The organism is Paenibacillus sp. FSL R5-0470 (assembly GCF_037975205.1).
GTDB lineage: Bacteria > Bacillota > Bacilli > Paenibacillales > Paenibacillaceae > Paenibacillus_AQ.
In genome coordinates, this window is the sequence record NZ_CP150238.1 from 188278 (window position 1) to 202525 (window position 14248).

Genomic DNA, 14248 nt, shown 5'->3' on the forward strand with positions numbered 1-14248 from the left:
TTCCTTGTTTCCGCTCTTTCTAAATGTATTTCTTGTTTCCTGCTAGAAACAACTTTGGGTGTGGAGGAATTAATCATGAACAAAAAGAGCGTCCGTGATGTAGAAGTAAAGGGTAAACGCGTATTTGTACGCGTGGATTTCAACGTACCTGTAGAAGACGGTAAGATTACTGATGATACTCGTATTCGCGAAACCCTTCCAACCATTAAATATTTGATTGAGAACGGTGCAAAGATCATTCTTGCGAGTCACATGGGTCGTCCTAAAGGTCAATTCGTAGATTCCATGCGTTTGACTACTGCTGCTGAACGTCTGTCCGAGCTTCTCGGCAAACCAGTAGCTAAAGCTGACGAAGCTGTTGGCGAAGCTGTCAAAGCAAAAATTGCTGAGCTAGGCGAAGGCGACGTACTTGTACTTGAGAATGTTCGTTTCTACCCAGGCGAAGAAAAGAACGATCCTGAATTGGCTAAACAATTCGCTGAACTGGCTGATTTGTTCGTCAATGATGCGTTTGGCGCGGCTCACCGTGCACATGCATCGACAGAAGGTATCGCTCATTTCCTACCAGCTGTATCCGGTCTTTTGATGGAGAAAGAATTGACCGTTCTTGGTAAAGCTCTTACTAACCCAGAACGTCCTTTCACTGCGATCATCGGTGGTTCGAAAGTTAAAGACAAGATTGATGTTATTGATAACTTGTTGTCTTTGGCTGATAACGTCCTGATCGGCGGTGGATTGTCTTATACATTCACTAAAGCACAAGGCTTTGAAATCGGTAAGTCACTTGTAGACAACGACAAACTTGACGTTGCTCTTGGATTCATCGAAAAAGCTAAAGCACTTGGCAAAAACTTCATGCTTCCTGTTGATGTTGTTGTTGCTGATAAATTCGGTGCTGATGCTAACACTAAGATCGTTAATTACAATGAAATCCCAGAAGGTTGGGAAGGACTTGATATCGGACCTAAGACTCGTGAACTTTATGCCGATATTATCAAGAACTCCAAGCTGGTTGTCTGGAATGGACCTATGGGCGTATTCGAAATCGATAAATTCGCTGAAGGTACACTTGCAGTAGCAAAAGCTTGTGCAACAACTGAAGGTTACACTGTTATTGGCGGCGGAGATTCCGCAGCAGCAGCAGAAAAATTCCACCTGGCTGACCAAATGGATCACATCTCCACTGGTGGCGGTGCATCCCTTGAGTTCATGGAAGGCAAGGCGCTTCCTGGCGTAGAAGCACTGAACGACAAGTAAGACGTATAGAAGGAGGCAATTTAATTCATGAGAACACCAATTATTGCGGGTAACTGGAAGATGTTCAAAACAGTTCCTGAAGCAGAAAGCTTTATTGCTGACATCAAAGGCAAAGCAGAAGTAGAAGGCGTTGAGACTGTAATCTGCGCCCCATTCACTAACCTGCCTGCACTTGTAGCAGCTGCAAAAGGTACAGACATCAAGATTGGCGCACAGAACCTGCACTTTGAAGATAACGGTGCTTACACAGGAGAAATCAGTGGTGTAATGCTTAGCGATCTTGGCGTAGACTATGTAATCATTGGTCACTCAGAGCGTCGTGCTTATTTTGGCGAAACAGATGAAATCGTGAATAAGAAAATGCATGCTGCATTCCGTCACGGTATCACTCCAATCGTATGTGTTGGCGAAAAGCTCGAAGAGCGTGAAGCTGATCAAACTAAAGCAGTATGTAAAGTGCAAACTGAAGCTGCATTCCAAGGACTTAGTGCCGAGCAAGCAGCAAAAGTTGTCATTGCATACGAACCTATCTGGGCTATTGGCACAGGTAAATCTTCCACTTCCCAAGATGCTAACGAAGTTATTGCTTACATCCGCAGTCTTGTAAAAGATTTGTATGATGTTGCAACAGCTGAAGCTGTTCGTATTCAATACGGCGGCAGCGTGAAGCCTGAGAATGTAACTGAGTACATGGGCCAAAGCGACATCGATGGCGCGCTTGTTGGCGGTGCCAGCTTGCAGCCTGCTTCCTTCGTTCAATTGGTTGAGGGGGCGAAGTAAGATGTCAGCTCCAAGACCTGTAGCTTTGATCATCATGGATGGTTTCGGTTTGCGTGGAACATCTGAAGGTAACGCCGTTGCTCAAGCTAACAAACCTAACTATGACCGTTACTTGAAACAATATCCTAATACTACCCTTACTGCTTGTGGTGAAGCTGTTGGTCTTCCAGAAGGCCAAATGGGCAACTCTGAAGTAGGGCACTTAAATATTGGTGCAGGACGGATTGTATACCAGGATTTGACTCGTATCGATAAATCGATCCGTGAGGGCGAATTCTTCGATAATGAAACACTGGTAGCAGCAGTTAGAAATGCTAAGAACACAGGTAAAAAGCTTCATCTTTACGCACTTGTATCCGACGGAGGGGTACATAGCCATATTAATCACCTGTTTGCTATGCTTGACCTGGCTAAGAAAGAAGATATGCACGAAGTGTATATCCATGCTTTCATGGATGGCCGGGACGTACCTCCAGATAGTGGTAAGAAGTTTGTTCAAGATCTGGTTGCTAAGATTGAAGAAGTTGGAGTAGGTACAATTGCAACGGTATCCGGGCGTTATTACGCAATGGACCGTGACAAACGTTGGGATCGTGTAGAAAAAGCCTATCGTGCTATGGTTTATGGCGAAGGACCGAAATACACAGATGCTCTGCAAGCTATCACTGCATCTTATTCAAATTCCGTGTTCGACGAATTCGTTGAACCTAGCGTGATTGTAGACAGTGAAGGCAAGCCGGTAACGGCAGTAGAGAGCGGCGATTCTGTCGTGTTCCTCAACTTCCGCCCTGACCGTGCTATTCAGTTGTCACAAGTGTTCACGAATCAAGATTTCCGTGGTTTCGACCGGGGTCCTTTGTTCCCGCAAGACTTGCACTTCGTATGCCTGACTACTTTCAGTGAAACGGTACAAGGTTATGTAGCCTATTCACCGAAGAACCTGGATAACACATTGGGTGAAGTACTTGTGCAACACAACAAGAAGCAACTGCGCATCGCGGAAACTGAGAAGTATCCGCACGTAACGTTCTTCTTCAGTGGTGGACGTGATGAGGAACTTCCAGGAGAAACTCGTATCTTAATCAACTCTCCTAAAGTGGCAACCTATGATCTTCAACCTGAGATGAGTGCTTACGAAGTGGCTGCAGCCTGCGTAGCAGAAATCGAAGCTGAAAGACAGGATGCTATTATCCTTAACTTTGCAAACCCTGATATGGTTGGACACTCCGGTATGTTGGAGCCAACAATCAAGGCTGTGGAGGTAACTGATGAGTGTGTAGGTAAAGTAGTGGACGCAGTAGTTGCCAAGGGTGGCGTTGCGATCATTATCGCCGATCACGGTAATGCAGACATGGTATTTGATGAGAACGGTCGTCCGTTCACAGCTCATACCACTAACCCGGTTCCGTTCATCCTTACGGATGAAAATGTTGTATTGCGCGATCGCGGTATCCTTGCTGATGTAGCACCAACCATTCTGGATCTGATGGGAATTCCGCAACCTGCGGAAATGACTGGTCAATCCATGATCGTTAGTCGCAAATAAGGAAACAATACCTAAGATTAAGCTTCAACAATCAAAACCAAAACATTGTTTAAAGGAGATTAACTAAAATGACTATTATTTCTGATGTTTATGCTCGCGAAGTCCTTGACTCCCGTGGTAACCCTACTGTAGAGGTTGACGTTTATCTTGAATCCGGTGCTAAAGGCCGTGCTATCGTTCCATCCGGCGCTTCCACTGGCGCTCATGAAGCTGTAGAGCTTCGTGATGGCGACAAATCCCGTTACATGGGTAAAGGCGTTCTGAAAGCTGTTGAGAACGTAAATGAAATCATCGCTCCAGAAGTTATTGGTATGGACGCTCTTGACCAAGTGGGCATCGACAAATTGATGATCACTTTGGACGGAACTCATAACAAAGGTAAATTGGGCGCTAACGCAATCCTAGCTGTATCCATGGCCGTAGCTCGTGCAGCTGCAGCAGCATTGGATATTCCTTTGTACGTATACCTGGGCGGATTCAACGCTAAAACTCTTCCAGTACCAATGATGAACATCATCAATGGTGGTGAGCATGCGGACAACAACATCGACGTTCAAGAGTTTATGGTTCTTCCTGTAGGAGCTCCAAGCTTCAAAGAAGCTCTTCGTACAGGTGCTGAAATCTTCCACAACTTGAAATCCGTACTTCAATCCAAAGGCCTGAACACAGCTGTTGGTGACGAAGGTGGTTTCGCACCAAACCTTGGTTCGAATGAAGAAGCAATCACTACAATTATCGAAGCTATCGAAAAAGCTGGTTACAAACCAGGCGTTGACGTATTCTTGGGTATGGACGTTGCTTCCACTGAGTTCTACAAAGACGGTAAATACACACTTGCTGGCGAAGGTAAATCTTACACTTCCGCTGAGTATGTTGACCTTCTTGCTTCATGGGTTGAGAAATATCCTATCATCACAATCGAAGACGGTATGTCCGAAGACGACTGGGATGGTTGGAAATTGCTTACTGAAAAATTGGGAGATAAAGTTCAATTGGTTGGTGACGACTTGTTCGTTACAAACACTGAGCGTCTTGCAACAGGTATCGAAAAAGGTATCGGTAACTCCATCTTGGTTAAAGTTAACCAAATTGGTACATTGACTGAAACTTTCGATGCTATCGAAATGGCTAAACGTGCTGGTTACACAGCAGTTATCTCTCACCGTTCCGGTGAATCCGAAGATAGCACAATCGCTGACATCGCTGTTGCGACTAACGCTGGTCAAATCAAAACAGGTGCTCCTTCCCGTACAGACCGTGTTGCTAAATACAACCAATTGCTTCGCATCGAAGACGAGTTGGGTGAATTGGCTCAATACAACGGCCTGAAATCTTTCTACAACCTTAAAAGATAATCTGCTTTTATAGCAGAGTACGAAGACCCGCCATTATGGCGGGTCTTTTTTTAATATGTGTTTATCCTAATCTTTCAAGAAAAGCTACGACTTAACAGTCTAGGCGGTTGTATTACCGGCACTGCTATGATAAAATAAGAATACTGTTTATGTATCGTGATAACCTCAATTACCATAGATAGTGATGCTTAGGCGTAGGAGGTGGAAGTGAATGGATATCTTTTTGAAAGTTGTGCTCCTGATTTTTTCCGTCGGTCTTATTGCGGTCGTTCTTCTGCAAAAGGGGAAAAGCGCGGGTCTTTCCGGTGCCATCTCCGGTGGTGCTGAGCATCTCTTTGGTAAAACAAAAGCTCGTGGTATGGAACTCGTACTACAACGTGTAACAGTTGGACTTGCTGCAGGATTCTTCATTATGGCGATTCTAGCTGCTGTTTTCATTGACTAAAGTACCTACAGTAAGCCCTCGCTCTGTTCTGAATGGAATGGAGCGAAGGCTTTTTTGTTATAATAAAAAGGGGATAAAGCACCTGCAGGTGCTTTTCTTTGCATAGCAGAAAGAATAAGATTCGATACGGTAAAGCCTTAATAAACAAACTTTTTCCTTCGGTGTGAATGAAATTTTGTACTGCGTTTACCTTTGGATGACAGTAACAGGGATGCGCAGGATTGATTTCGTGTATACTAGGGTATGAAGTAGGTAAAGGTAAATTTTACTTGGCATTACTACAGAGCAGGACAAGACATACATATTTGCCAGCGGCTTGGAGCCGCGGAGGGCTGGGGTGACGAACATGATAACACAAGAAATATTACTCGATTTCATGCGGGAAACTGCATATAAACCAATGACTTATGAAGAGCTGGTGAGCCATTTTGCTCTAGAAGATAGCACAGGGTTTAAAAAGTTCGAGGAACTACTAATTGAATTAGAGCAGGACGGAAGAATTGTATTAACTCGTAATGCACGTTATGGCGTTCCGGAACGGATGGATTTACTGCGAGGCCGGTTACAGGCTCATGCGAAAGGCTTCGCTTTTCTTATCCCGGATGATCGTGATCATCCTGACGTATATATCCATGCGAATGATCTTAAGGGAGCTATGAATGGTGATATTGTCCTTATCCGTATTACCTCTAAAAGTCCGTCCGGCGGACGTATGGAAGGCGAAGTCGAGCGCATTGTAAAACGGGGAGTACTGCAGACGGTTGGCGTATTTCAAAATCTGGAGACCTATGGCTTTGTGCTGCCTGATGATAAACGGATTAACCGCGATATTTTTATTCCGAAGCAATCCTTCATGGGGGCGGTAGACGGTCAAAAGGTCGTTGTACGTATCGTGAATTATCCAGAAGGCCGATCAGCGGCAGAGGGTGAAATTATTGAGATCCTCGGACATAAGGATGATCCAGGAGTTGATATTCTATCTATCATCCGTAAGCATCAGCTGCCAGAGGCTTTTCCCGCTGAAGTAATGAACGAAGCGGACAACGCTCCGGATTCAATCACAGAAGAGGAAATTGCTGAGCAGGGACGTCGCGACTTGCGCGGACTAAACATTGTCACGATTGATGGTGAGGATGCTAAGGACCTGGATGATGCGGTTAATGTTCAGCGACTGGAGAACGGAAACTACAAGCTAGGCGTGCATATTGCGGACGTAGGTTATTACGTACGCGAGAGCTCTGAGCTCGATAAAGAAGCCTATGATCGGGGCTGTAGTGTGTACTTGGTGGATCGGGTGATTCCGATGCTGCCTCATCGTTTGTCTAACGGGATTTGTAGTTTGAATCCACAGGTAGACCGCTTAACGATGTCCTGCGAGATGGAATTTAACGAACACATGAAGGTCGTGAAGCACGATGTCTTTACAAGTGTGATTCGCACCAAGGAAAGAATGACTTATTCCAATGTTCGCAAAATTTTGGAGGATGAAGATCCAGAATTGCTGGAGCGCTATAGTCCATTAATTGATGATTTCCGTCTCATGAAAGAATTGGCGATGAAGCTGCGTGATGCGCGGATGCGGCGGGGCGCGGTTGATTTTGACTTTGAAGAGAGCAAAATCATCGTAGATGAGAACGGCAAGGCTGTAGATATTGTGAAGCGTGAGCGTTCTGTAGCTGAGCAGATTATCGAGGAATTTATGCTCGCGGCGAATGAAACAGTCGCGGAGCATTTTCACTGGTTGAAGGTTCCGTTCCTTTACCGGATTCACGAAGATCCAGATCCAGAGAAGCTGCAGAATTTTATGGCTTTTGCGGCTAATTTCGGATATCACGTGAAGGGACGTGGCAATTCGGTTCATCCACGTGCTTTGCAGGATCTGTTGGAGCAAATCCAAGGGACTAAAGAACAGACCGTTATTAGCACAATGATGTTGCGTTCCATGAAGCAGGCGAAATATGATGCGGAGAGCACAGGCCATTTCGGACTGGCTGCGGAATACTATTCCCACTTCACTTCGCCGATTCGCCGTTACCCCGATCTGGTCATTCACCGCGTAATGCGTGAAGTGATTGAGAATGGAGGGGCGCTGAGCCAGAAACGACATGATTATTTGGCCGGCCGGATGCCTGACATTGCTCAGCAGTCCTCGGAGCGTGAGCGTGTAGCGGTAGAAGCAGAACGCGATACAGAGCAGCTGAAGAAAGCTGAATACATGCAGGATAAAGTAGGCGAGGAATTCGAGGCAATGGTCAGCAGTGTGACCAGCTTCGGAATGTTCATCGAGCTGGACAATACTGTCGAAGGCCTTATTCGTCTCAGCGCTATGAGCGACGATTATTATCACTTCGACGAGGCCCATATGGCGCTCATCGGCGAGCGCACATCACGGGTGTTCCGTATTGGTGACGAGGTGAAAATTCGAGTCGCCAAGGTAAATATGGATGACCACACGATCGATTTCGAGTTGGTCGACATGAAACCACGCGCGCCAGGTGAGCATCGCGGCGGTGGTTTTGGAGGCGGCCGCGGTGGCAAAGGCGGCCGTCCAGGTAGCGGCGGCTTCAAGGCGCGAGCCGGGGGTAAAGGCGGCGCGGGCAGCAAGGGCCGCGGCGGTAAAGGCAAGCCCGGGGCTGCTGTAGGCGCGGGCAAGGGCAAGCCGGGCGCTGGTGTGCGCGCCGGCGAAGGGCCGCGCGAAGCGGCCGGTGTTGGCGCACCGGGCGGACGCGCAAAGCGGAAGCGCGGGCGTGATTCCGGCGAGGATGCGAGCCGGGTAGTTGCGGCGCCGGGCGGAAGCACCGGCGCAGAGCGCGGGGGCGAAGCGGGCGGTAACGCAGGCGCGCCACGTGAGCGCAGCGGCGGGCGAGGCCGCGGCGGTGACAACGGCGGTGTCGGTGGTGGACGCGGCATCAGCTTTGGCTTTGGCTCCGGCAAAGGCGGATACGGCGCTCCTGCGTCTGACTCTTCCGGCGGCGAAGTCCGCGGCCTGGACGGCAGCACGAAGTTCCGTAGCCGAGAGGACCGCGGCGGTAACTTTGGCGGTGGAGAAGGCCGTAGCGGCGCTCCAACAGGTAAAGGTCGCCGGAAAAAGAAGAACAAAAGTGGTGTGTTCATCGGTCAATCCGTGACACCGGGCAACGTTCAGACGTCGGAACAAGCCGCTTCTAAACGTAGTGACAATACAGGCAGCGCACCAGACGGAGCTCCTCGTAAGAGAAAGAAGAAATAAATAACGTCATAGAGCTACGTTACGTAGCTCTATGACGAAAGATTAAGCACCGCCCCCTTTGATTGGGGGCGGTGCTTTTTTAATTCTTTTTCGCTGCTCAAGTGTGAAATTCTCATTTATGACCGAGACTATTGGTTGCCACAAGTTTGTTGAGTAATAATCAGAAGAAGCTAGGTTACAGCATCATTTTGTAACTATGACACTTGGGTTGGAGCAAAGTAACCAGTGTTATCACGATGCTTATTTTTTAATTGCATAATGTGCAGTTAAATTCCGGCGTTTCAGTGGAGATTGAGGTTAATTGCACTTTGTACATCTAAATCTGATCAGTATCTTCAAAACCGCATGATTTCGAGTTATTAACTGCAGAAAGTACAACTAAACAACCATCGAGCGTTTAAATATATTAAATAGATGTATAAAGTGCATTTATGTAGCTTTAGCGTAGCGTCGGAGGGAGAGAGTGAATAGAAAAGGGGATGAGTTGACTGGGATGTGTGAATATAGAAACATAAACACTTTTTTATAAACAAATGTAATTAAAGTTAACTATTGGGTAAACTTACTGACAACTAGTTGTCAAAATGGCTGAGAAAGGATTACCTGATCCTTCCTTGCGCACAATCGATTCCATTTGTTACAATATAGATCAGACGTTCGATGACTATGTCGTTTAAGATTAGAGAGACATGGTTACTTTAACTTATGAATATGATTCAAGGAGTGATTCTCATGGGTAAAAAAGCAGACGGGAAAGTACTTGCCCAGAACAAAAAAGCTTCCCATGATTATTTTATCGAGGATACTTATGAAGCTGGCTTGGTGCTGACAGGTACAGAAATCAAGTCGCTGCGTAATGGCCGCGCTAATATTGGAGATGCTTTTGCTACGATCCGTAACGGTGAGATTCACATTCACAACATGCATATCAGCCCTTTTGAACAAGGTAATCGTGCTAACCCTACGGACCCGACGCGTACTCGTAAATTGCTGATGCATAAGGAGCAAATTCATAAACTGCTGGGCTTGTCCAAGCGAGATGGATTTACAATTGTGCCACTCAAGGTTTATGTGCGAAATGGCTATGCGAAGCTGTTAATTGGTCTTGGTAAAGGTAAGAAAGAGTACGATAAACGTGACTCTGCTGCTAAGCGTGATGCTCAACGTGATATTCAGCGTGTATTGCGTGAGAAGCAAAAGATCGCCAGATAATCTAGGAAGAATGTACGATTCAAATGAGTACCAGTTTCCACCTTCAATTCCTTTAACCTACGTGTTAAAGTATTGATAAATGTGATATACTGAGTAAGTAAGATTATTGCTTCGTTACAGACTTCTTGAAGAAGAAGCTGTGGATAGGATCTCTCTTGCTTGGAAGATCCGCTTGATCCGAAGCGCCCTTTTTAATGAGGGGCCGTTCTTGGATTCGACGGGGGTAGTTCGAGCATGAGTAGCGAGTAGTGGGGACGCGTCCGCTTCATCAACGCTAAAGCCTATTAAACGGCAAACAACAAAACAACTACGCTTTCGCAGCCTAAGAAACTGCGCGCGTGCTTCTACCCTGCATCGCCCATGTGACAGGGATAGGGGCTAACAAGTAGTGGGATACGCCGTCTGGTCTCCGCCTGGGGTCAACGGAAGAAGATAATCAGGCTGACCCAACGTATAGCCGGTTACGGGGCGATACTCGGGTGACATCAAAACTGTGACTACACTCGTAGAAGCTTATGTGCCGTTATCTTCGGACAGGGGTTCGACTCCCCTCGGCTCCATAAGAAAAACCCGCTAAAATAGCGGGTTTTTTGCTGTTTAGTGGTTGGATTGTAGACCGAATGTAGACTAGAAGTTGTGGGAACTAAATGTGTTCATTATTGTAGACATGTTGTCTACATCTAAAATTAGATCATTGACTTTGAAGTTATTAATATCTATAAGAGCCCGAACTGATATAAAATTATAGTATTAAGCATCCAAAAACAAAAACATTCGGAGGAATTACTATCATGAGTTTTACTATTGATTATGTTAAAAACAAAAACAGAATTATTGTAACATCGGACGGTATGGATGTTGAGGATGCCCTTGCGTACGCGGAACAATTTCCGAAAGTACTGAAGAAAACTAAGCGAGGGTTTACAGGTATGACTGTAATTACTGGTGGCCTGGTATTTAAGCAAGAAGTGTTGGCAATTCTTGCTCCAACAAGTGAAGATGCTGTGAAAGCTGGAATCTCTACAAAACACAAATGGGTGTATGTTGCGCCTACTTCTTTCTACAAAACGCAAATGCATCGTATGTTTAAAGATATTGCAAACTTGTACGAATCGATAGAAGAAGCTGAAACGTATCTTGATTCTGCAGGGAATTAGCAACTTCTAAAAATTAAAAGGATCCAGCCATCATCTGTAGCGGCAAAGGTACTTTCTGCGTATTAACTTATATAATTGCATCACTATACTAAGGAGTTATTCCTAAGATCAGTCTCCTTTTTTAACCATAGATAAGTAATTTTTATACGATTCTATAATTTAAAAGCTAATGTGCCGTTATCTTCGGACAGGGGTTCGACTCCCCTCGCCTCCATATGGAGTATTATTGAAGACACCATGAAGGGTGTCTTTTTCATGTTTTCAGAGTATGATCTGGACTATACGTGGCGGTTCAAAAAAATGAGTATCTTGCTAGATCCAGTACTTTCGTATGTGGAATTAAAGATTGCAGTGAAGAAGGCGTGAAGAAAAATTTAAGGTTCTATATAGGGATAAAAAAGGCAAACATAGGATAGGAAGAGTTAATAGGGAGATATAAATGAAAACCAGTATACTTATGCTATAATTTAATAAAGTGACTCTGTGCTTTTAGAAAAATTGGATAAAGGATGCATTGACCAACCATGTATGAGAATCAGACTTCTATGCACCACAAGCTGTTTATTATCGGCGCAGGTGCTGCCGGACTAATGGCCGCCGTTACTGCGCGTGATATGGGTATCGATACTGCCATTCTGGAGGGTAACGACCGGATTGGAAAGAAGATATTAATGACAGGTGATGGCCGCTGTAACATTACGAATGAATCCACTGCAACGGGTACGGATGAAGCAATTGCTTTATCGCACAAGTATCACAGTAATCAGGCCGGATTTCCACTTGCGGTATTGCAGCAATTTGGCATCCGTCAGACTATAGATTTTTTCTCCTTTCTCGGGCTTCCACTTACAAGATTGAAGGAGGGCTTGATGTATCCAATGTCGCTGCAGGCAGCAGCGGTGCTGGATATTTTCCAGCTTGCGCTGGAGGATCGGAATGTTCCGGTATACCTCAATAACAAAGTGTTGGATGTTACTGTTTCGAAGAATCATCCGCGCTTCAAGATAAAATGCCAAACGGAGACAGAGGAGGAGGTTGTTTATACTAGCGACTATCTACTTCTATCTGCGGGTGGCCTTGCCGGTCCAAATGCGGGAAAAGAACCTCCTGGGTATACACTTGCCGAACGTCTGGGACACACCCTGATTAAGCCTTTGCCGGCCATTGTGCAATTGAAGCTGCAATATCCGAACATGAGGGCACTGTCCACTATCAAATCTCAGGGACAAGCTCATATCATTGTGAACGGTAAAGTCATCTGCAGTGAACAGGGCGAAATTGCCTTTACGGATTATGGTATTACCGGCCCGCCAATTCTTCAGCTAAGCAGGAAGGCTGCGTATCATCTTGCAAGAGGAGAACAGGTAACATTGTCGGTTGATCTGATGCCGGGCCGCACGGAGGAAGAGCTAGTTGAGTTTTTAGAAAGGCTCTGGGAGACCTTTGGACACCGGACTGTGGCGGATTGCCTTGTTGGCATTTTCAATAAGAAGCTTGTTTCTGTCCTACTAAAAGAGACTGGCTTAGATCAACAGCCAGAGCTGCTTTGCCAGGATCTATCGATGAAAACCAAGGGGAAATTTTATCGAATCTTGAAGCGTTGGGAATTTAAAGTGACGGATACCAATGGCTTTACGAATGCGCAAGTGACAGCCGGCGGCATTGATACGTCGGAACTCATCGAAGGAACGCTGGAATCCAAGCTGGTGCCTGGGCTGTATTTGGCTGGCGAAGTGATGGATGTGGACGGAGATTTCGGCGGCTATAACCTGCAATGGGCCTGGAGTTCCGGATATGTGGCCGCCATGGCGCTAGCTAAGTCAATTCAATAAATTTATTAGGAAAAGGGATGCATCAATTAACATGTATAAGGATCAGACTTCTAAGCACCACGAGCTGTTCATTATCGGTGGGGGTGCTGCAGGTCTAATGGCTGCAGTTACAGCGAGGGATCAAGGTATTGATACAGCAATTATTGAAAGCAATGACCGGCTTGGGAAGAAAATAATAACGACGGGTAACGGGCGTTGCAACATTACGAACCAATCCACCGCCACCGGTACGGATGAAGCGGCCGCTTTATCACGCAAGTATCACAGTAATCAGGAAGGATTCCCAATACATGTATTGCGGCAATTCGGTGTCCGCCAAACGATCGAATTTTTCTCCTCGCTCGGGCTTCCTTTTGTAAGCTTGGAGAATGGCCGGATGTATCCAATGTCGCTGCAGGCGGCTTCGGTGCCGGGTGTATTTAAGCTGGCGCTGGAGGATCGGAATGTTCCCGTATATTATAAACATAAAGTGTTGGATGTTACCGTTTCGGCGGGACATCCGCGGTTCGCGATAACCTGCCAGACGGAGACAGAGGAACAGGTTGTGTATACCAGCGACTATCTTTTTCTATGTGCCGGCGGCCTTACCGCTCCCAAAACGGGAACGGACGGCTCCGGTTATACGCTTGTCCAACGTCTGGGGCACACCCTGATCAACCCGGTGCCAGGCATTGTACAATTGAAGCTGGATTATCCGTATTTGAAGGAACTATCGGGCATCAAATTTGAGGGAGAGGCCCATGTTATCGTAAACAATGAAGTCATCCGCACTGAGTCTGGTGAGATTCTTTTTACGGACTATGGTATCTCGGGCCCGCCCATACTTCAGCTCAGCAGAAAGGCTGCGTATAATCTCGGAATAGGAGAATCGGTGACATTGTCGGTTGATTTAATGCCGGAGCGCACGGAGGAAGAGTTAATTGATTTTCTGGAGATCCACTGGGGGATCTTTGGACACCGGACGGTTGCCGATTCTTTTGTGGGCATCGTCAGCAAGAAACTGATTCCAGTTCTGCTGAAGGAGGCTGGAATTGATCAACAGCCGCACTTGCTTTGTATGGATTTATCATGGAAAACCAAGAAAATATTTTATCGAATCTTGAAACGTTGGGAATTTAAAGTGACCGATACCAATAGCTTCACGAATGCACAAACAACAGCCGGTGGCATCGATACGACGGAGCTAATCGAAGGAACGTTAGAATCTAAGTTAGTCCCTGGGCTGTATTTGGCAGGTGAAGTGATGGATGTCGATGGAGATTGCGGCGGCTATAACCTGCAATGGGCCTGGAGCTCCGGCTATGCTGCCGCGATGGCGCTTGCTAAACGACGTGTTAGCGCCACGTAATAGGATAGATGGTTGCTGACTCTTGGCATGTTGCAGTGGAAATACTTGCATGCCCTAGAACACACGGCGGCTAATGGATTTGCCATG

Annotated in this window: 10 protein-coding genes and 1 other RNA gene; all 11 read left to right on the forward strand. The window is 46.2% G+C overall.

What is annotated here, in order from left to right; all coding sequences use genetic code 11:
- Positions 1-75: 75 nt before the first annotated feature.
- The 11 genes from MKY99_RS00925 to MKY99_RS00975 all read left to right on the forward strand — a co-directional run bounded on the left by MKY99_RS00925 (position 76) and on the right by MKY99_RS00975 (position 14161).
- Complete coding sequence (locus tag MKY99_RS00925; RefSeq protein ID WP_042184036.1) at positions 76-1257, forward strand: phosphoglycerate kinase; 1182 nt, start codon at positions 76-78, stop codon at positions 1255-1257.
- Positions 1258-1284: 27 nt separating this feature from the next.
- On the forward strand, positions 1285-2037 hold the full coding sequence (gene tpiA, locus MKY99_RS00930) for a triose-phosphate isomerase (protein WP_042123325.1): 753 nt from the start codon (positions 1285-1287) through the stop codon (positions 2035-2037).
- A 1-nt stretch (position 2038) separates the two neighbouring features.
- Positions 2039-3583, forward strand: a complete 1545-nt coding sequence (gene gpmI / locus MKY99_RS00935) for a 2,3-bisphosphoglycerate-independent phosphoglycerate mutase (protein WP_339268161.1) — start codon at positions 2039-2041, stop codon at positions 3581-3583.
- 68 nt (positions 3584-3651) lie between these two features.
- A complete protein-coding gene (gene eno, locus MKY99_RS00940) occupies positions 3652-4938 on the forward strand; it encodes a phosphopyruvate hydratase (protein WP_042123330.1) in 1287 nt (428 codons plus the stop codon).
- Between the two features lie 211 nt (positions 4939-5149).
- A complete protein-coding gene (gene secG, locus MKY99_RS00945; protein ID WP_042123332.1) occupies positions 5150-5383 on the forward strand; it encodes a preprotein translocase subunit SecG in 234 nt (77 codons plus the stop codon).
- Positions 5384-5729: 346 nt separating this feature from the next.
- Entirely contained in the window at positions 5730-8612 is a 2883-nt protein-coding gene (gene rnr / locus MKY99_RS00950) for a ribonuclease R (RefSeq protein ID WP_339271436.1), read from the forward strand.
- A gap of 732 nt (positions 8613-9344) precedes the next feature.
- On the forward strand, positions 9345-9824 hold the full coding sequence (smpB, locus tag MKY99_RS00955; protein WP_042123338.1) for an SsrA-binding protein SmpB: 480 nt from the start codon (positions 9345-9347) through the stop codon (positions 9822-9824).
- Positions 9825-10022: 198 nt separating this feature from the next.
- Positions 10023-10387, forward strand: a transfer-messenger RNA (tmRNA) gene (gene ssrA, locus MKY99_RS00960).
- Between the two features lie 228 nt (positions 10388-10615).
- Positions 10616-10981, forward strand: coding sequence for a hypothetical protein (locus tag MKY99_RS00965; protein WP_042184038.1), 366 nt, complete (start codon positions 10616-10618; stop codon positions 10979-10981).
- Positions 10982-11505: 524 nt separating this feature from the next.
- On the forward strand, positions 11506-12813 hold the full coding sequence (locus tag MKY99_RS00970) for an aminoacetone oxidase family FAD-binding enzyme (RefSeq protein ID WP_339268163.1): 1308 nt from the start codon (positions 11506-11508) through the stop codon (positions 12811-12813).
- A 31-nt stretch (positions 12814-12844) separates the two neighbouring features.
- Positions 12845-14161: an NAD(P)/FAD-dependent oxidoreductase gene (locus MKY99_RS00975; protein WP_042184042.1), complete on the forward strand. Its 1317-nt coding sequence runs from the start codon at positions 12845-12847 to the stop codon at positions 14159-14161.
- Positions 14162-14248 lie beyond the last annotated feature (87 nt).